The organism is Pseudobutyrivibrio xylanivorans (genome assembly GCF_008935055.1).
Classification (GTDB): domain Bacteria; phylum Bacillota; class Clostridia; order Lachnospirales; family Lachnospiraceae; genus Pseudobutyrivibrio; species Pseudobutyrivibrio xylanivorans_A.
Map to the genome: position 1 here is coordinate 1480240 of NZ_CP043028.1, position 20031 is coordinate 1500270.

Consider the following 20031-nt stretch of genomic DNA (forward strand, 5'->3'; position numbering starts at 1 on the left):
GATTGCAAGCGTTACATCTCAATGCATTACCTTATTATCACCCGTTTCTAGTAACTTTATTTTAAATTTCTCAGTGAATTTTCACACTAGCGTGATACAATAAGTTATCAATCTTTTATGGAGATATATTATATGATTTACAGAAAACAAACCGGATACGATTCCTTCAAATGCATAGCCGATAAATGCCCTAAGAGCTGCTGCGTCGGCTGGCAGATAATGATAGACGAAGACAGCATTGAAAAATATGGCAAGGCCTCAGGTGACTTTGGCACTCGCCTGAAAAATTCAATCAATTATGAAGAGGGCTGCTTCCTTCAGAATAACACTCGCTGTGCCATGCTTAATGAAACAGGGCTCTGCGATTTGCATTCCACTCTTGGCGAAGATATGCTTTGCTACACCTGCAAGATGTTTCCTAGGCACGTGGAAGAGTTTCAGGATATTAGAGAATATTCCCTTTCTCTATCCTGCCCCGAGGTCACTCGCATGATTCTCGACCCAGACTATGAATTTGGAATTATTGAAACTGAGGATGATAAATTTGATAATCCTGAAGAATTTGAAGAGTTTGATTTGCTGCTCTTTGATAAGCTTGAGTTTGCCAGAGACAAAATGCTTGAGCTGGCATTTTCAAAGGCAATTTCCCTTCAGGATAGAATGAGCCTCATTGCTGCCATGGCACTGAAGCTTCAGCGCCTCTATGATGAGGGTGCTATCTTCGATATGGATGATGTGGATTTTGACGAGGAATTTGATTGCGTTGGAACAGGTGCTGTCCTCTCGTTGGAATACTGTGTGAAGACAATGGATGTGCTGCTTGAAATGGAAGTGCTTGAAGAATCGTGGCGTGACTCCATCCGAAATGCTCAGAAATATTGGGAAGAGCACTCCCTTGAATTTCTTCCATGGAAGGAAGCCATGTACCCTGATACCGCCACAGAATTCATCTTCGAGAAGATTTTCGAATTGCTTCTCTTCACCTATTTCTGCGGCTCAGCCTACGATGGACAAATCTATTCCCGCGCAATGATTGCTGTTCAATCCACACGCTGGCTGATGATGCTTCACGCAGCTTCGGACACAGCTTTTGCTGAAACCATCTATCTCTATTCCCGTGAGGTAGAACACTCTGACTTAAATGTAGATTCCCTTATAACACACTTCGAGGGTGAGCTTTAATGCTCACCCTCTTGATGAGTAGTGCTTTCCTACCAATTCTTCTCAAATCCATTTGATATGAATTTGTAGTCATCGCTCTTTCCATCGCTAGATAAAAAGATTTCTGCTATAGCACAGTTATTGAAATCAACATCCCAGTATTTTTCTCTAGGCGTCTTCTTTAAATATTCAAAAATACCATGACTAAGCGCCCCGTGGCTCACAAGCATTATAATATCATCCTCTGAAAATTCATCGAGAGCAATTCTTGTTCGGAGTCTCTCGATTACTCGCTCCGCTCTGGCTACCACCTCATCATAGCACTCTGCTCCCTCAGGTGGTTTGTACCCCTCAGGGTGATCAAAGCATTCTGCCAAAAATTCTGGATTTTCCTTTTCCATATTTTTCTGCTCATAAATCCCAAAGGACATTTCGATAAGATTAGGTTCTATCTCAATCTCCGCCGGCTTGTTTATAGCCGTGATTGAATTCGTTTCAAAACCAGAAATATCAATTCCTGCAATTACCGCTCCCGTCTCAATTGCCCTGCCAAGTGGACTTGACAATATTTTCGTTGGAACCAATCCATTTTTTACTACAAATTCATGGGTCTCTCTTGCCTGCTCTCTTCCTCTTTCGTTCAAAGGAATCTCCGAGCTTCCCTGCAATCTCTTCTGCACATTTAAATCTGTCTGCCCATGTCTAACTAAAATAATTCTCATCTGCCGCTTCTCTTTCTTGCTCTATCTATTCTTTTCAAGTTCTTGGCATATTCTATCATATTCCGCCTCATCAAGCTTAAAAAATTTCATAGTGCCTGCCGATGCAGCATTTTCATAATTTGAAATCTGATTTGTGTAATTTTTTCACGCCAAGCGCCATGTATATCAACGCAGTAATAAGTACTACAAAAGCAGATGCCATCTTTGTCAAATATGGTCTTAGGATTGTGATAATTCCCTCATCCCTGGTTCCCAATTTGTACTGGTTATACTCCACTGTATTCATAATGGAAATCATCATTATAAGTATAAATCTACTCTGAATTTATCAATTCATCAGTGGCTCTACTGACCTTGTAAGTATCTCATTGATAAAAATCCCACTATCTAAGCAGATTTTATCAATACACCATTGAATTCACTGGCCTTATAGACATCTCATTGATAAAAATCCCAAATCCTAAGCAAATTTTATCAATACACTAATGAATTCACTGGCCTTATAGACATCTTATTGATAAAAATCCCAAATCCTAAGCAGATTTTATCAATACACCATTGAATTCACTGGCCTTATAGACATCTCATTGATAAAAATCCCACTATCTAAGTAGATTTTATCAATACACCATTGAATTCACTGGCCTTATAGACATCTCATTGATAAAAATCCCAAATCCTAAGCAAATTTTATCAATACACCATTGAATTCACTGGCCTTATAGACATCTTATTGATAAAAATCCCAAATCCTAAGCAAATTTTATCAATACACCATTGAATTCACTGGCCTTATAGACATCTTTTTGATAAAAATCCCAAATCCTAAGCAGATTTTATCAATACACTAATGGATTCATCAGCTTTAATGACTCTTAATTGATAAATAGCCCAATAAAAATAAAAAAGAGGCCTAAGCCAACGCTTAGACCCCTTAGGAATCAAATTCAATTTAGAAATCTGTAAGGTTTGCTGCTCTTCTCTCAAGGAATGCGCCCATGCCCTCTGCCTTATCGTGTGTAGAGCATGTGATACCAAAGAGATTAGCCTCCATCTCAACTGCATTCTTGATGTCCATGTCGTAACCATTGTTGATTGCAGCCTTTGCGATAGATACAGCGTAGCTTCCCTTAGAAGCGATCTTCTTAGCCATAGCCTTTGCTGTGTCCATAAGCTCCTCTGTAGAAACAACCTTGTTTACAAGACCGATTCTGTATGCCTCGTTTGCATCAATAGAATCACATGTGAAGATAAGCTCCTTAGCACGTCCCATACCTACAAGACGAGCAAGTCTCTGTGTGCCACCGAAACCTGGGATAATTCCAAGGCCTGTCTCAGGCTGTCCAAATGTAGCATTGTCAGAAGCGATACGAATATCACAAGCCATAGCGATTTCGCAACCACCACCAAGTGCGAATCCGTTAACTGCTGCAATAGTAACCTGTCTCATGTTCATGAGCTTGAAGAAAGGAACTGATGCTCTCATACCGAAAGCACGTGCCTCAGCTGCAGTAAAGTTAACCATCTCAGAAATATCTGCACCAGCAACAAATGACTTGAATGCATTGTCCTTCTTATCAGGACCACCTGTAAGAATAAGAACCTTTACGTCGTCTCTAGCCTCGATCTCTGTAAGTGCAACGTTTAACTCATCAAGAGTCTCGCTGTTAAGTGCATTAAGTGCTGCTGGACGTGCAATAGTAAGTACTGCGATCTCGTCAGCAACCTCAAGCTTTAAATTGTTGAATTCGCTCATCATAATCCTCCTCTTTTGGGTTCACCCCAACTTTTTTATCATGTATATAATAATAGAGCATTGTTAAAACTTTGTCAATCATTTTAATAATGCCTTGCCTCACCATTCTTCATGCGTTTTTTATTAATGTACATCTTGGCATCAGCCTCATCAAATATTTCACGCATTTCCTTTTGACCAACATACCTTGAAACGCCAACAGCAATAGTTACTTCCTTTTTCTTAGCATTGCGAGAATTTATCTTCTCCATTTTTTCAAGAAGGCTATCAAGGCTTCCATAATCCGTGCCCTGTGCTATCGCAACGAACTCATCACCGCCGATTCGGTAAACAGGGCTATGTGCAAATACATCACAGATAATCTTACATCCAGCCTTGATAAACTCGTCACCAGTCTGATGTCCATAGTTATCGTTGATATCCTTTAGACCATTCAAATCACATACTACCACTGCAAATTCAGATGCGATTCCTTCTTCTATTCTCACATTGAATTCTTCCTCTGCTACAGCATAAGCATGCTTATTTTTCACACCAGTAAGAGCATCTCTAATAGCCATATCCACCGCTTCAGTAACCTTCTCTGCATATTCCTTTTCTCTTCGAATTTGCTCATCTACATTGACAAGTCCAATTATAAGCTGAGGTCCATCCAACTCTTCCACAACAGCGGCCTTCAACGCTACATAAGTAGGCTTATCTTCTAGCACAAGTCGATAGATATAACTGAATAACCTTCGCTGTTTGATGACCTCCATTATGTGCTCCTTTGTGAACACACTCATGAATCCCTCTAAATCATCCTTATATATGATATCTTTAACATTTTCTCTTGCTTCTTTAAAGAAATCTTTTCCTTCAGGATCTAGTTCATATTTTTGATATGGTTCACTGGTTTTAAACTGCTCATAGAACCCTGTATTAGGATCAACAGTATAGATACTTAAGAAATCACTTGAAAGAGCAGTAATTCTATTAAAGGTTATTCGCTCTTCTTTAATTCTCTCAAAGGCTTCCTGCTCTCTAGTCTGAGCATCCACATCACTGATACCTATGATGATATGCTTATTATCTGTTCTTACACGAACAGCCTTCATATTTACATACTTAGGATCTCCATCCATCAGAGTTCTGTAGGTTATGGTATATTTTCCATACTCATTTAAATCATTTATAATACGTTCCTTTGTAAAATTATCAATAAATCTCGGTCTATCTTCTCTATAGATAAAATAGTATCCGAGTTCTTCAGGCTGATCGAAAAATTTATTACCGTGGGCAATAACTTTCACGTCTCGATTTTTTCCATCAGAAACAAACTCCGTGAATTCGTCCTTTTCCATATCCACAAAGTAAAGCTTCAAATAATCCTCTGCCAAAGCTCTTGCAATATAGTTGTAGTTCAAATCGTCAGCCTTATCTGGCGTATCTGTAACGGAAAGAATTACAACAGCCACCGCAGACATTCCTGTAACTGGATTTTCCGAAATCTTATCGATAAGCAACTGAACCATTTTACCGTTTCTTGTACGCTCGTCAATAATTGCACGTTTTCCATCTATTCCGCACTGACGGACTGCTGTCATAGCGTAGGAACCTATACTCTTTAATGAATCTTTGAAATAATATGTAGAAACACCCCTTTGCTTAGTAAAGTTCGCATAACAGAATTTTCTATAATTAGCATTGCAGCGAAGCAGAGATATTTCCTCAGAATTTACCTGCAGAATTGCCATAGGTAGCGTATCGAAATAATCTACCGCGCCTTCATTATCTTTGTTCGTAAATGCAAGGTCATATAAGTTCACATGTCCAACTGCTGTATAATAATCGCGCTCGTCAGGATTCTCAAAACCTATTCGCTGATTACCATTTTCATATCTTTTTAAAATTTCGGTTAATGACAATGGCTTACAATAGTAGAATCCCTGAAGCTTAACACAGCCAATTTCACCTAGGAATTCAACCTCTTCCTCGCCCTCAACACCCTCGGCTGCCACCTCGATGCCAAGTCCCATAGCCATTCTAACAAGCTCTGTTGTTATGACTCTCGCTTCCTTACTTACGCGCAGTTGACTTACTAAACCCATATTGATTTTTAGTAAATCAAAATGAGTCTGCTGGAGAAGAATTGGCGCGAAATCACCATTTCCATAATTGTCCATCCAAACCTGAAAACCTGACTCATGGAACTCCTTCAGCTTTGATAATATGTTAGCATCTTTTGTTCCGCATATGCTTTCAATAACATCAATTGCAATCAAAGAAGGAGGAATTGATGAAACCTCCACTCGCTGCTTAACCTCTGACACAATATCTGAAGAATAGAAATCTATCTGAGAGAAATTTATAGAATGCACTACTCTGTAGAGCCCGATTTCCTCGAACTTTTCAAGCTTGGCTATAACCTGCTCTAAAACGTAGAGATCTAGTCTATCAATTAGATTGACAGCTTCTAAGATAGGGATAAACTCTATTGGATTCATTATGCCAAAGACAGGGTCATCCCAACGTACTAAAGCTTCTTCGCCACAGACTCTTCCACTAGAGCCACGGATAATAGGCTGATAATAAACCTCTATCCATCCCTCCTGCATAGCCTTTCCAAAATTTTCTATTATGTACTTTCTCTTATCAGGTATTCTATCAACGGTATTCATGCCACACCCTCCGTCTAGCACCTAAACCTGCGTTGCCAAAAACCTATCTACACACTCAGCCTTCGCTGTATTTCATTAACTACTTCTCTGCCTCTAAAAATGATAGCTCCAACAAATAATGCAAAGCTGACCAAAAGGCAGATAATCCATTCAAGTGGACAATTTCTCTTCAATACATAAAAAGCAATATATGGCAAAATGCCAATCAAAAGATTTGTCAAAAGGTAAACCATTGCGTTGCCGCTTTTGTCCAACATTGAGAAAACGAAGTTTGCAACCATGGTAGCCATAACCACATTCGGCAATACCCAGTAAACGAATATCTTCAGGAATCCCACATAATATGCTGTTATTCCAAGCATTATCATCACTAGCACCACTGAAATTGAAAGCACTCTCGATGCGTTCATTCCTTTTTTGAAAAGACGAATGATTGTAAACTCAAAAGCCAGCAACCACATAATTATAAGAAGACTCCAGTGGAATTTGCAGCTCGGATATAGCGGAAGTCCAAAAAAGAAATCCAATCCAATTGATGTAATGATAATAATCCAAACAATAAACAATTGAAGCTTATAGAAGAATGACTGCAACTTCAAAATTGTCTGAGTCGGAAAATATCTATCCTCTGCCTCGCCAGCCAGTCTACTTTGACAGAAGGGACACTTTTTTAAATCGCCCCCCACTTTAATATTACAATAAGGACAATTCTTCATTAGCGAATAACCTCCGTTGCGTATGCTGTAATTCTCATCCCGTCCTCGCTGAAGCCACGAACCAGCGTCTTCACCACCTTAGTATTTGAATAAGGTGAGGTGATGCCCAGCGTAAGCACTCCGTTGTAGCTACTCATTACCACGAAAAGATTTGATGAGCTACAGAAGCCGCAGTAATTCTTAACCATTGACCCAATCTCCTGTGGTAGACGCTGCACGCCAAGATTTGAAAGTACTACCGATACCTTTTTATCTGTAACCTTTGAGCCATAGCGCACAACCATCTGCTTGATAAAAAGCGGTACAGCACGGACAGGAATAAAATATTCCATGGTCTCAAAGTTATCCATCTGCTGTTTGATATTTTCCTCAGTAAGATTTTCTTTTAACTTAAGATCAAACTCCTTCGCCAAATCCTCAAAAGAAATCTCCTCATCAAAAACATGTGTAACATTTACATTATTAAAGAAGTTTCGCGAGGTGCTACTTGGATAATAATTTCTAAGATTTACTGGCATAGAAACATTAACCGGTGTCTTCATCTTACGAGGAGGCATATCAGCCTTAATCGCCATCATAAGCTTTGCTCCGATATAGCTGGTCAGCCCAACGCCAACCTCCTTTGCCTTTGGCAAAATATCCTCGGTTGGAATCTGTACCTCGAAGAACTGAAGCTGATCATATGGCAGCTTTAAACCTCCTGGATGATAAGCTCGCTTCAAAGATGATGCTTTAAGATGCATGCTTCCGAAAAACTGCTTATAGCTATCCTGATTTAAATCATCCTCAGAAGCCCCTGAGTGGATTGTCAAATCTCCAAACTTATCAGGGTATTTCAGCTTCAAATAATCGAGAACAATAATATTCAAAAATTCCAGTGCTCCAGTGCCATCAGAGATAGCATGGAACAAATCCAGATTAATTCTATTTCCAAAATAAGTAACCTTATAGTGAAGCAGCATGTGGCCTGGATGATAAAGTGATGGACAAACTCTGCCATGCTCTTCCTCCACTATTGGCTGCAAATCTGTATCTTCCATATAGTGCCAAAAAATTCCGCGACGGATGCGCACCTGAAACTGTGGGCGCTCCTGAATAGCGGAAAGCACCGCAAACTGCAAAAGGCCTGGATCTATAGGCTCCCAAAGAGTGCAGCTGACACGCAGAGTGCGTGTGTCACGCTTGGCGGCCGTAGCCAAAAAAACCTTTGCAACATTATCTACTTTGTACCAATTTTCTCTACCCATAATTATTTATACTTCCTAATCCGCCATCAATTATCCATTGCCACATACCCATGTTCGACACGCTTGATTACAAATAATAATTTGTTTGCATTTACGTATATATCTCCCCAGATACATATTCGCTCAGACGACGCATGGCGCGCCCAGACATTGGCAGGGGCATTTGCTGGTAGACGTGCCAGCCATCCTCCTCCACGTCAAGGGTTGCTTTGCCGCCCGCTTTGTTGATTTTTTTTACGAGGCTTGCGCTGTCCTCGTATAGAATTTCCGTTTTACCAACCTGCACAAGTGTAGGTGGAAAATGATTGAAGTCACCAAAAAGGGGACTGTATATCGGATCAGAGGCCTCCACATCGGTGCCAATGACCGCATCTCTAACCGATTCCACATAGCGCTTAGTCAGAATCGGATCCTTACCATCGTACTGCTGATAGGACTTTGACTTTGCTGTCATATCTGTCCAAGGGCTGAAAAGCAACAGTGCCCTCGGTGCCTTGCGTCCCTCAGTCAGAAGTCTCTGTGTCAGGCACACTGCCAGGTTGCCACCTGCTGAATCACCAGCAAACAAAATATGTTCACTGTCGAATCCATTTTCCAACAGATATTCCCATACTGCTATTGTGTCCTCCAGCGCTGCTGGAAATTTATGCTCTGGAGCAAGTCTGTATTCATAAGAAACAACTGTAAATCCTGTGGATACCGCAAGCTTCGCCGCCAGGATTCTGGCATAGCCAAGACCGCCACAGGTATAACCGCCGCCGTGGGCATATAAAATCACATACTGCGGATTGTGCGCAAGCTCTGGCTTCACCCATTCGCAGGATATATTCCCAACTGAAAATCCCTCAAGCGCAACTCCCCCTGTTGGCGCTGCAAGCTTCCCCGCCAATTCCATGGCTGAGCGCTGCCTTCGCAAATCATCTTCTGTAAGAGATTTTCCAGCTATTGAATTTACCGCCTTCAGCGCTTTCATCAACGGATCGCTGAGGTTTATGTTTAGTAATGCCATAAATTCTCCAGTAAAGCATAATTACAGACACTACTATTATAATTATTCTCATCCCATTTTTCTATCCTAAACTCAATTTATGTCGCAGAAATCACACAAAATACTTACTTTATACAAAATCGTTAAAATGTTTGAATAGTTCACAGTTTGTTCACAATTTAGTCACACTTTGGCACCAATTGTGAACACGTAAATGGTAGAATTTACTTGAGTGAAAAAGATACGTCTTTTTTAGGGGAGGCGCTTATGGATATTGCCCAGCTTTCTATGAATTTAAGTCAAAATCGACTGATGGACGCAGTAGGGAGCGCTATGCTGTCGAAGAGCTTGGATCTCATGGAAGGACAGGCTCAGGCTTTCGTTGATTCGATGGATATGAATTCACCATCTCTCGAGAGTCTGGTCTATCCTACTTCTGGCACTACCATTGATATGCGCGTATGAGTTATAAATGTTTTGGGTTAAGATATGAAAGGGACCTACCGTTTAGGTCCTTTTTTCATGCCCAGAATGGGATTTAGTTACATCAATTAACCTAAAACTATCTTAAGAAACGAGTGGTAAGCAATTCACAAATATTCTTTTTCTTTTACTTTTTTGTTCACATATTTTCCATTGTTCGTTCAAAATAACTTAGTATTATAATTACATCGCAAGACAGAAGCGATGAACCATTTTTTTCATAACATTATTCTCCCTTTTTGAAGAGGACGCCCCGCCGGCGTCCTCTTTACTTTATCTAAAAATTTGTATCTATGTGTCCTGAGCCTGATCTAAACTCCGCTTTTTTACCCACCTGTGTGCATATAGTTATAGTTTAGTTGTTCTTTATAAATATTGTTAGATATATAACTTTGTGCACATTTACCATATTAATTTGTGAACAAAGTGTGTATCATCTTGTTCATTGTTGTTTTTATGCTTAAAAAAGGAAGAGGTAAAGTATGAACAAGATACCATCTATCAAGATTGCCCTCATCGGAATGGTAATCGCTACAATGTCTATTTTAGGACTCGTAAACTTAAGTGTTTCTATTTACAATTTAAAGACTGGAATGGAAAGCGAAGCAATGCGTGGCGTTCAGGCCGCTTGCAAGACTTATTCTTCAGTTTTGAATATTACAGAGCATGGTGCAAAGACTGACAACTCTGATCTCGAAGCCCAGCTAAAGGAATCAACAGGTTATGATTATACTTTCATTTTAGGTGATGTAAGAAACCGCTCATCTATCGAAGGTATCGCCGGAACAAAAGTTGATAATGATATTTATCAGGCAGTTGTAAATAGCTACGAAAGCTACGCTGCCGCAGATGTTGAGATTAACGGCAAGCAGTATTATGTTGCTTACGAGCCACTTATCTATAACGATGTTGCATACGGAATGGCTTTCGTTGGTCTTGAGAAGGACACAATCATTACAGCCCTTGAGCAAAAGACAAACACTATTATCATTGCTGGTTTAATCGCAATGGCTTTGATCATCAGTGTTTCAATCCTTGCAGCTATCAAGATGTCAAAGGCTATCAAAGCAAATGTTAAGGCTATCGACAAGCTTGCTACTGGTGAACTTTCAATCGAAATCGATGAGCGAATCACCTGTCGTGCAGATGAGCTTGGTCAGACAGGTCGTTCTATTCTTTCCCTTGCTGACAAGCTTAGCGATGTTATCGGAAATGCAAGAAGCTCTTCTTCTGAGCTTGATACCTCTGCTGAGTACCTTTCAGCAACAGCTGAGACAATCTCTATGACAGCTGACAATGTTACAAACGCTGTTGACCATGTTGCTAACGGTGCTACAAGCCAGGCTGAATCACTTCAGGAGGCTGTTACAAGTGTTGAGGAAATCAACGATGCTATCCAGCAGATTACAGACAACACAAGCCACATGAACGAGCTTGCTGGTTGCATGCAGGATAATTCTCAGACAAGCTCTGCTGCGCTTCAGGAGCTTCAGGCTTCTACTGAGGAGACAATCCAGTCAATCGAAGATATTGTTGGAAAAATTGACAGCACAAACAAAGCTGTTGCCTCAGTTTGCGAGGCAGTTGCAATTATCGATTCAATTGCAGCCCAGACAAATCTTCTTTCTCTTAACGCAAGCATCGAAGCTGCAAGAGCTGGTGAGTCAGGCAGAGGCTTCTCTGTAGTTGCTAATGAGATTCGTGATCTTGCAGAGCAGTCTGCCAATGCAGCTAAGAATATTCAGGAAATCATGGCTGTTCTTTCTGCTGATTCAGAAGCTACTATGGAAAATGCTGGTCAGGTTCAGGGTGCTGTTGAGCGTCAGGGTATGGTCATCGGAAAGACTATCGACGCAGTTAACAGCATGATTGAAAACATTGATGAGTCACTCGTTGTGACAAATCAGATTGTAGCCAGTGTAAATCGTTCAGACGAGGCTACAAAGGTATTTGCTGACACAATCAATTCACTTTCTGCTATCTCTCAGGAGAATGCAGCAAGCACAGAGGAAACTCGTGCTTCAATGATTGAGCTTGCAGAGACTGTAAGCAAGCTTTCTGAGAAGGCTACAAGCCTCAATGATATCTCGAAGATTCTCGAGAAGGAAATGTCTTTCTTCAATAAAAATGTAGCATAAATAAAAATACATGAGCTCCTAGTTTAGGCTAGACTGCCTTGTTACCATTTTAAGCTCCTAGTTACGCTTACAAGCATCTATTCTCTTCCAGTGACTACATGTCACTTTCAGAGAACAGATAGCTTGTCAGCTACTAAGAGCTTTTAAGTTACAAGACTAGGCAGACATAGCCAACTAGGAGCTTTTATAATTTCTAAAGTTTTACTATTTTTATTTCCTTGTACATCTCGTAGCCACTATGGAGCATGTCGCTCTCCAGCTCTCCGTTTTCGTAGGTGAAGCTGTAGAGATTATACTCGCCATCAAGGTATGCAAAATCCTCTCCATTATCCTGATAGTGAGAACCCCATGCGCTGTCGCCAGCCACTAAAAGCTCAAGTGTGTCATATGGCTTTTCTCCCACGTACTGAACAGGTTCATACATAGGAATGATGCTACCCTCTTTGATAAAAATTGGGAGTGCATCAATTGGAGCATTTACAATAATATATTTTCCACCTGCGTGACGCTCCTTGGTCCAGTAATCAATCCAATTTCCAGCTGGCAAGTACACCATTCTCTTAATAGCGCCCTGCTCTACAACTGGTGCAACAAGCATATTCTCGCCTACCAAAAATTCATCATTGAGGTTGTAGGTATTCTCATCATCCTCATAGTGAAGAACCAAAGGACGCATTACAGGTAGACCTGTAAGCTGGCATTCAAAGAGCAAATCATAAATATATGGCAGGAATCTGTAATGCAGCTCTACGTATTTACGATATACATTTACAGTCTCCTCACCAAAGTTCCAAGGTTCCTGCATTCTATGACCCTTGGCGCAGTGATTCCTAAAGAATGTGGAGAACACAGCAGCCTCAATCCATCTCATAAGAAGCTCTGGCTTGCAATCCCCTCCAAATCCGCCTATATCTGTACCTGCAATTGGAAAGCCGCTTATTCCCAAATTGCAAAGCTGTGGTATCAACATCTGAAGATGAGGCCAAACGCTCTGATTATCTCCAGTCCATACAGCTGTGTATTTCTGAGAACCACTATAGCAAGCTCTGGTAATAACAAGTGGGCGCTTTCCTGTGAGCTCCTTCATTCCCTCGAAGGTAGCCTTGCTCATGAAATGACCATAAACATTGTGCATCTCACCGTGGTCTGTCTCTCTGTCATTTACATGGAACTGAACATCAAGTGGGAGTGGTCCTTTAAAGCTTGCAGGCTCGTTCATATCGTTCCAGATTCCCTGCATTCCCATATCAACAAGCCTCTTGTGACTCTTGCTCCACCAGTTTCTAACCTCTTCCTTACCGAAATCAGGGAATACTGAATCTCCAGGCCAAACCTCATTTACATAAACCTTGCCATCCTTATCCTTGGCAAAATAATCGTTCTTCATGCCCTCATCGTACATGAAGTAGCCCTTGTCCTCTTTTACACCTGGGTCGATGATACAAACCGCCTTAAAGCCATCCTCAGCCAACTCCTTTATAAGCTGTCCCTCTGGCTCATATTCTTCCTCGTCCCATGTGAAAACTCTAAAGCCATCCATGTAGTCGATATCATACTGGACTGTCTCACAAGGGATTCTATTTTCACGCATCTTTGTAGCAACTGTGCGGATATCCTTGGCGCTCTCATAACCCCAGCGACACTGATGATAGCCCAGTGTCCAGAGCTGTGGTAGCGGTGCACGACCTGTAAGATATGTGTAGTGCTCCACGATATCTGTCATCTTTTCGCCAGCCATGAAATAGAAATCCAGGTTTCCACCATCTGCACCATAGTAGTAATAATCAGTGCTTTCCTTTCCTAAATCCATATAGCTGTGATAAGTGTTATCGAAGAAAAGTCCATAGGTATAGCCTGGGCGCTTACCAATGATAAATGGAATAGACTTGTAAAGGGCTGGCATATTCTCGTGATGAAGCTGTGGAATATCGGAATTCCAATTCTCGTATGCATAGCCTCGCTTATTCAAAAAGCCTGTCTTATCACCTGTGCCATAAAATCTATCCTCTGGGCTAAGCTTGAAAAGCTGCTGCACCTTATGATTCTTGTACTGATCTGCATTGAACACGTGCCCCTCGGCAATAAGAAGTGCTAATGCCTCCTCAGATAAGCCGCCCAAAATCGTTCTATTGCCATCGTAGCTTGAAAGCAGCTCATCTAAATATCTATCCTTGAATGAAAAGCTAAAATTATCTCTAAGCTGTAAAACAACAGCGCCAGTAGAAATAGTAACTTCGCCCTCTGCCTCTGCAACCTCAAAATCGCAAGGCACCTCTGGATGACCTTCAATTGCAACTGACTTGTAATGCTTTATCCAAGTAGGAACTAACACTCTGATTATCTCATCTGTGATAACCTGAACTATTACTTCCTGATTCTCATATTTAACTGTAACCTGATTATCCGCAGTTTCCTGTGACAGAATCTTTCCAAATTCCATAAATACCCTCCTGACATTGTGTTAAAACAAGCATACCACATCACTGGAAACGTTTCCAGTAGTCTTTTAACATACTTTATTGTAATATAAACGCCCACCTGAAACCAGGTGGGCGCTTAAAGAATCAATATTTAGTAAGCTCTGAACTCAGCCTCTTCACAGGTAAATCCTGCTGCATCAAGGGTATCCTTTTCTGCCTTTGAGGTTGTGTAAAGAATCTTGCCTGTTGTCTTGTTTGTAATCTTATAGATTACTCTACCAGAAACGCTTGGTGCGTACCATGCTATGCCCTCGTCAATCCAACCCTTAGTCATAAGCTCTGACTTAAGAGTTACATCTGTAGTATATACATGACCGCCCTTGCCCTTAATATCGAATAGACGATATACAGGCTTGTCTGTAGTCTTTGCTGATGCCTGCCATGCTGTTCCCTCATCAGTCCAGCCCTTTGTAGCTCCATTTGCAAGGATTGTATCACGCTCATCTTTAAGCATGGTGTAGAAGTACTCACCTGTTTTAGTGTTAAATAATCTGTAAACAGGAGCTGTCTTAACCTGGCTTGCTTTCGCAGGCTCGCCTGTAGTCTTTCCTGCTACTGGTTCCTCTGGTTCCTCTACATGGGCAATTGCATAAAGTGAGAACTTGGTCTCATTTATCCACAAAGTACGATTAAGAACATCTGCATAGTATCCTGCCTCATCTGAATCCGCACTTGAAAGCTTTTTAAGTTCCCTTGCTTCTCCAGTAGTTGGATCTGCAGGGTCACTAACATGGTAACTAAATACAGTAAGACCCTTAATAATAATATCCTTTAAGGACATTGCCATTCTTATAAGTTTGCTACCAGTATCAGTAATATTGTCTGTAGTTGATGAAGTTGTATTTCCAAAATCATCTCTAGTAGTTACAGTCTTTACAATATTAATATCAAGGAGCTGATCCAGCTTCATATTAGAACCAAGCAGCTTTTCTATTTCCTTATATCCATCAGAATCTGTAGTAGTATTATCATCTGACTTTTCCTCAACAACAAGCTTTAACTCTACCTTATTGTTTCCTGTAGCGTTAGTCTCATCACCCTCCTCAAACAACTCATTAAGACCGCCAACAGCTATACTTGGAGCGCCATTGGTAATCTCAACTATAGAATTGAGGTTGTATGGACTAACCTCAAACGATGTTTCTACAGCAGCTCCTTCCTGTATTATAAGAAGCTTTGTCTCTGTATAGTTTCCATCTGCAGTACGACATACTACATTGTAGTTACCATCTGGTAAACCTGTGAAATCTATTCCATCACCACTATAATTCTTTGATGATAATGGTTCATTACCATTTTCAATGGTGATTATAACATCACGAGTGTCGCCTCCAGTATGAGTTACAGTAACATGGATACTTCCTGTATCAGTCTTCTCTTCTGGAAGCTTGTCAGTAGTGAATGAGAATATCTTTTCAGCATCACCATCCATTGCATACTGTTTTACTTCACTATCTACCTTAACAAAGTATGCCTTATACTCGTACTTTGTATTTGGTTCAAGACCCGTGACAGATACATTGAATGTTCCATCACTTACCTCTGCTGTTACATCAGTCCATTCTTCAGTACCGTATTTACGATATTCGAAACCTGCCACACTTATACATCCACTGTTAGCATACTTAGCTGGTGACAATGCACCATTCATTACTACGCTATCTGTTTCAATGTCAGTAACTTGAACATTTTCTAATGTAAATTCTGCTGTAAGCTTTTCAATTTTTAATTCAATAGCCGAACTAGGGTTAGTATCATCATCACCCTTATAACGAACTTTAATAGTACCTGGTCTAAGGTTGATAAGACTAGTTCCGGTTATAGAATACCAACCATCGCCATCCATGAAATACTGCATAGTTGGATCAACACCGCTAATTTCACCATCATTTGTTTTGTCAGGACTGACATGCTTAATCTCAAACAATGACTCAGATGGAGCTTCTTGGTCAGCCTTAGCCTGAACTACCACCTCTGTTGATTTGCTTGCAAACCAGCTGCTTGCAAGTGATTCTCCTGTAACTGCCTTGTATCTTACCAGATAAGTTCCTGCTGCAACTTCTGTACTAGGTTCACTTGCAGCAGTATAGGCATCATCGGTATCTTTCAGTTTGTATTCCATCAGAGCAGTCGTACCAATTATGCTTCCATCTGCTTCGCTTGAAGCCTTAGTTGTGGTGAAGCCTGCTGGCGCTGGTCCTCTACCAATATGTGCTACAGATTCCCATGGACCTGCATAGGTTTCAGACTGTTCACATGCTCTGAAATAGATAGCTGGAGACTCGCTACTATCAAGTATATCTGTTACATTGAGTGAGGATTCACCCTTTGTCGCTGTATTACTTGTAGCCAATTCACACTCTGTTCTATGTGCTTCCATTACTGAAACTGTTTCAGTTGCAAAATCCAATTTGACATAATCTAGAAGTGAAGCTTGAGTCGTTCCAGTCTTCTTAGCTACTGTTGCTGTTTGAGCTGAATCCTTTGTAGGAGCCTCCGAAGTGTAAGCTGTTCCATCTGCCATCTTTGGCTGTGTTGCCTTTACTATGATTTTCTTTCCAGCATCAGCTGCCTCGACTGTGTATGTGTCGCTAGTTCCTTTAGACTTTGCTGCACCATCAACATACCACTGATAAGTTACACCTGTAGCATCACATTTAACTGTTAATGTATCACCAATAACAGGAGCTGTAGTGCCTATCGCAATGTCGCCCTTGTAAATTGTTACAGGGGTTTCATTTGAGAGTGGTGTATAAGGACTACCAATCTTCAATCCTTCTGTATCATTTAAAACAATGTAATCTGGATTATCTGAACTAAAGTAACTCTTGTTTACCATTGCTTTAGTAAAGTTGACAGGATTGTCCATTGTTATACCTATCTGTGAACCCTCTGCTAGACCATCTACACCAATTTTTAAGGTCGCTTTTGTGCTGTCACAGACAAATAAATTATTAGGATTTCCATTAACATCAACGTTGTCGATAACAATACATTTTCCTGATAAAGTCAACGTTGAATTTTCATTTACAATTATTAACACGCCAATATTAGCTGCCCCAGTACCTATTGTCGCGTTATTTTTAAATATACTGTCCTTAATCAACACTGCACAACCAGTTTTTACTGATGGATATATTCCCGAAGTACCTACAAGGGCATAATTATATAGCACTTTGCATTTATCCATCGTTACATTGGTATTGTGTTCTTTGTCGAAACAGATTGCACCACCATCACTAGATGCGTAATTTCCTATAAAAGTTGTACCAATGAAACTTGCCTCTTTTTTCAGGTATACTGCTCCGCCATTAGTAGACTCGTTACCAATCAAGGTACCCCCAGTCATCTTTAATTTTTTATCAGCATATATCGCTCCACCATAAGGCACACCACTAAAAAGGTAACCTTTTCCACCTGTAATATAGCCACCAGTAAATGTTTTAACATTTTCACCTGTAGCATTATCATTAACAGTTGCAAGTCCTGCACCATTAGATTTGTCTGAATAAGCCGTTATAGTGTATTTGTGTTCTACATCTGGAGAAGAATCCTTAATTTCCAGATCAGTTTCAGACCTCAATACACTTTTAAAACGATCTGTTGTTCCTGTTGGTCCTGTATAAATCAGACCATGGCCATTTAAGTCCAATACCTTTTCCGAACCTGTAAGTTCTATTGTTGAGCTAACCTTTGCATCTGATAAAAGTTTTAATGTAGAGCCGCTCTCACTCTTCCAAGCAGTAACTGCGTCATCCCAATTGAGATATTTTGTTCCGTCAACCTCTGCAGCATAATCAGGTTCTTTTTCTATAAAATAAAACTCAGAAAGTTGGAACGTACTTCCATATTGAATAGCATTTATTTCAAGTCGGAAATACTGATAACTATTAGTATTTTCAAACTCAAAGTAATATGGTGCATAGTTGGAAGCAGGCATTTCTGTGTTATCTGTTTTTGTATCTATTGTAGTCCAGGCATCCTCAGAGTTCTTTTTTGCCTTTAAAACCCAATTTTTAGGGTTTCTTCCGCTTTCGCTACTCGTATCATTTCCTGTTACAAATATATATCCCGCTGGCGTAATCAGGCTATTATCACTCGTTTTAAATTCAATCCATGTTGGCACATATGAGCTACACCACTTATTGGATGCATTTCCATCTACCAAGTTAGATGCTGGCTCAGCAGCTATACTACCTTCTTCAGATGCCCTAGTATATGTAAAACCACTTATTGTATTAATAGCATTGATTTTTACTGTCTTCTCACCCACACAACCTATATAACCAGACTCAGAAGGCTTTATTTTTAATGTGTACTCACCTTCTTCAGATAGAGAATCTACAGATTCTCCGTTCTTATCAGTTACCTCTGTAGCATATCCATCATATAATCTTTCGTCCCCAACTAGAACGTTAATATATCCAGCAATCTTAGAAGCGTTAGTTCCAACAGGATAATACTTTGAAAGTCCCTTAATGGTAGCTGTGGATAAATCTTTTACATCTACGGTAACAGTTATCACATAATCTACCCCACCATAAGTTACAGTTAGTGTTTCTGTACTGGTAAAGAATTCTCCTGGTACCACATACCATTCTCCGTTGTCATTAACCACTGTAAAACATGAAGTATTACTGCTTACCGCTGAAGTAATGCTTTTTTCAGAATCAAGTGGCATCATACGTTGTAAAATTTGTAAAATTCTTATTCTGTCAAGACTTGGAAATCGGTATTCAAGATTATCATATGAAAATACTATTACATAATATGAAAATCCATCTGTCTCTGCCTCAACTGTAGTCTCACCAACTTCCACAGTATTTAACTCATCAACAGATAACGAGCCCACTTCACCCTTAACATGATATACATCAGCTTCAAGATTACCATTTGCCACTTCTTCAAGAGTGAATGAAACCTTTACTGTGCCCTTCGATGTGTCAGGCTCAATCTCATTTCCATCTGCATCAAGAACCTTGATATCAAAGGTGTAAGACTCTACAACGTTCTTATTGCTGGCACGTTCAGCATCAACAGCTGCTTCTACAGCTTGCTCCTCAGAGCCACTTACCTTTGCTACTGAAAGTGTTGCTCCCTCTGGGAATACGCCTTCATCAGCCTTTACTAAAACGCGCACACCATCAATAACCTTTGACTCCTCAAAGGCTACATCTTCCTCTTCTTCCTCATCCTCTTTTAGTTCTTCTTCCAGTTCTTCCTCTTCTAATTCCTCGTCAACATTAGTCAATTCGGCTACGTCTTCGAACACTCCAGCCAAAGCGCTCAATTCTTCATCTGGCTCTTCCTCTGGAAGCTTCTCTGGTGCGTCAGCGTTTACATCTTCTAATGTATCATCTATGCCTTCGTCAGATTCTTCTCCAGAAGTGTCATCAGGCTCTTCTGAAACTTCTTCAGTTTCATCTTCAGCCTGAGCTTCTTCACCTTCTGGTAAATCAGCCTTTTCTACTTCCTCCACAGGCTCCGCTGTGTCTTCAAGAGTCTCGGAAACTATCGCTTCCGCCACATCTCCACCATCAATTTCAGCAGCATTAGCTATGATGCTAAAATTAATACTGGTAACACAGAGCAGCAGGGACATCATCAACGACAACGCTCGTCTACATGTTTTTTTATCCATGCTTTCCCTCCTTTTTACTAAAACCCCCATCAATCACAA

Annotated in this window: 12 protein-coding genes; 3 read left to right on the forward strand and 9 right to left on the reverse strand. The window is 40.4% G+C overall.

Annotated elements, in window-relative coordinates; all coding sequences use genetic code 11:
- Window positions 1–132: 132 nt before the first annotated feature.
- A complete protein-coding gene (fliB, locus tag FXF36_RS06775) occupies window positions 133–1182 on the forward strand; it encodes a flagellin lysine-N-methylase (RefSeq protein ID WP_151623059.1) in 1050 nt (349 codons plus the stop codon).
- A gap of 29 nt (window positions 1183–1211) precedes the next feature.
- Here fliB and FXF36_RS06780 read toward each other — a convergent pair whose 3' ends face one another.
- The 7 genes from FXF36_RS06780 to FXF36_RS06805 form a co-directional block, all read right to left on the reverse strand.
- Window positions 1212–1883 carry a histidine phosphatase family protein gene (locus FXF36_RS06780; RefSeq protein WP_151623060.1) on the reverse strand — a complete coding sequence of 224 codons (672 nt, stop codon included), beginning with the start codon at window positions 1881–1883 and terminating at the stop codon, window positions 1212–1214.
- Between the two features lie 112 nt (window positions 1884–1995).
- Complete coding sequence (locus FXF36_RS16255) at window positions 1996–2184, reverse strand: hypothetical protein (RefSeq protein ID WP_167511310.1); 189 nt, start codon at window positions 2182–2184, stop codon at window positions 1996–1998.
- A 651-nt stretch (window positions 2185–2835) separates the two neighbouring features.
- On the reverse strand, window positions 2836–3639 hold the full coding sequence (locus FXF36_RS06785; RefSeq protein ID WP_151625711.1) for an enoyl-CoA hydratase-related protein: 804 nt from the start codon (window positions 3637–3639) through the stop codon (window positions 2836–2838).
- Window positions 3640–3722: 83 nt separating this feature from the next.
- On the reverse strand, window positions 3723–6299 hold the full coding sequence (locus FXF36_RS06790; RefSeq protein WP_151623061.1) for a bifunctional diguanylate cyclase/phosphodiesterase: 2577 nt from the start codon (window positions 6297–6299) through the stop codon (window positions 3723–3725).
- Window positions 6300–6346: 47 nt separating this feature from the next.
- Window positions 6347–7015, reverse strand: a complete 669-nt coding sequence (locus tag FXF36_RS06795; RefSeq protein WP_151623062.1) for a DUF6320 domain-containing protein — start codon at window positions 7013–7015, stop codon at window positions 6347–6349.
- Complete coding sequence (locus tag FXF36_RS06800; protein WP_151623063.1) at window positions 7015–8262, reverse strand: hypothetical protein; 1248 nt, start codon at window positions 8260–8262, stop codon at window positions 7015–7017. The genes FXF36_RS06795 and FXF36_RS06800 overlap by 1 nt, the downstream gene beginning before the upstream one ends.
- A 91-nt stretch (window positions 8263–8353) precedes the next feature.
- Window positions 8354–9271, reverse strand: coding sequence for an alpha/beta hydrolase (locus FXF36_RS06805; RefSeq protein WP_243143592.1), 918 nt, complete (start codon window positions 9269–9271; stop codon window positions 8354–8356).
- A 246-nt stretch (window positions 9272–9517) separates the two neighbouring features.
- Between FXF36_RS06805 and FXF36_RS06810 the strand changes: the two genes are divergently transcribed.
- On the forward strand, window positions 9518–9715 hold the full coding sequence (locus FXF36_RS06810) for a YjfB family protein (protein WP_151623064.1): 198 nt from the start codon (window positions 9518–9520) through the stop codon (window positions 9713–9715).
- Between the two features lie 500 nt (window positions 9716–10215).
- Window positions 10216–11871: a methyl-accepting chemotaxis protein gene (locus tag FXF36_RS06815; RefSeq protein ID WP_151623065.1), complete on the forward strand. Its 1656-nt coding sequence runs from the start codon at window positions 10216–10218 to the stop codon at window positions 11869–11871.
- 193 nt (window positions 11872–12064) lie between these two features.
- Here FXF36_RS06815 and FXF36_RS06820 read toward each other — a convergent pair whose 3' ends face one another.
- Together FXF36_RS06820 and FXF36_RS06825 are read right to left on the reverse strand one after the other, a co-directional pair.
- On the reverse strand, window positions 12065–14311 hold the full coding sequence (locus tag FXF36_RS06820; protein WP_151623066.1) for a glycoside hydrolase family 31 protein: 2247 nt from the start codon (window positions 14309–14311) through the stop codon (window positions 12065–12067).
- 131 nt (window positions 14312–14442) lie between these two features.
- Window positions 14443–19992, reverse strand: a complete 5550-nt coding sequence (locus FXF36_RS06825) for a fibronectin type III domain-containing protein (RefSeq protein ID WP_151623067.1) — start codon at window positions 19990–19992, stop codon at window positions 14443–14445.
- Window positions 19993–20031 lie beyond the last annotated feature (39 nt).

Coding starts and splice junctions, on each gene's coding strand:
- fliB (WP_151623059.1), top strand. CDS start 133: ATGATTTACAGAAAACAAACCGGATACGATTCCTTCAAATGCATAGCC.
- FXF36_RS06780 (WP_151623060.1), bottom strand. CDS start 1,883: ATGAGAATTATTTTAGTTAGACATGGGCAGACAGATTTAAATGTGCAG.
- FXF36_RS16255 (WP_167511310.1), bottom strand. CDS start 2,184: ATGATGATTTCCATTATGAATACAGTGGAGTATAACCAGTACAAATTG.
- FXF36_RS06785 (WP_151625711.1), bottom strand. CDS start 3,639: ATGAGCGAATTCAACAATTTAAAGCTTGAGGTTGCTGACGAGATCGCA.
- FXF36_RS06790 (WP_151623061.1), bottom strand. CDS start 6,299: ATGAATACCGTTGATAGAATACCTGATAAGAGAAAGTACATAATAGAA.
- FXF36_RS06795 (WP_151623062.1), bottom strand. CDS start 7,015: ATGAAGAATTGTCCTTATTGTAATATTAAAGTGGGGGGCGATTTAAAA.
- FXF36_RS06800 (WP_151623063.1), bottom strand. CDS start 8,262: ATGGGTAGAGAAAATTGGTACAAAGTAGATAATGTTGCAAAGGTTTTT.
- FXF36_RS06805 (WP_243143592.1), bottom strand. CDS start 9,271: ATGGCATTACTAAACATAAACCTCAGCGATCCGTTGATGAAAGCGCTG.
- FXF36_RS06810 (WP_151623064.1), top strand. CDS start 9,518: ATGGATATTGCCCAGCTTTCTATGAATTTAAGTCAAAATCGACTGATG.
- FXF36_RS06815 (WP_151623065.1), top strand. CDS start 10,216: ATGAACAAGATACCATCTATCAAGATTGCCCTCATCGGAATGGTAATC.
- FXF36_RS06820 (WP_151623066.1), bottom strand. CDS start 14,311: ATGGAATTTGGAAAGATTCTGTCACAGGAAACTGCGGATAATCAGGTT.
- FXF36_RS06825 (WP_151623067.1), bottom strand. CDS start 19,992: ATGGATAAAAAAACATGTAGACGAGCGTTGTCGTTGATGATGTCCCTG.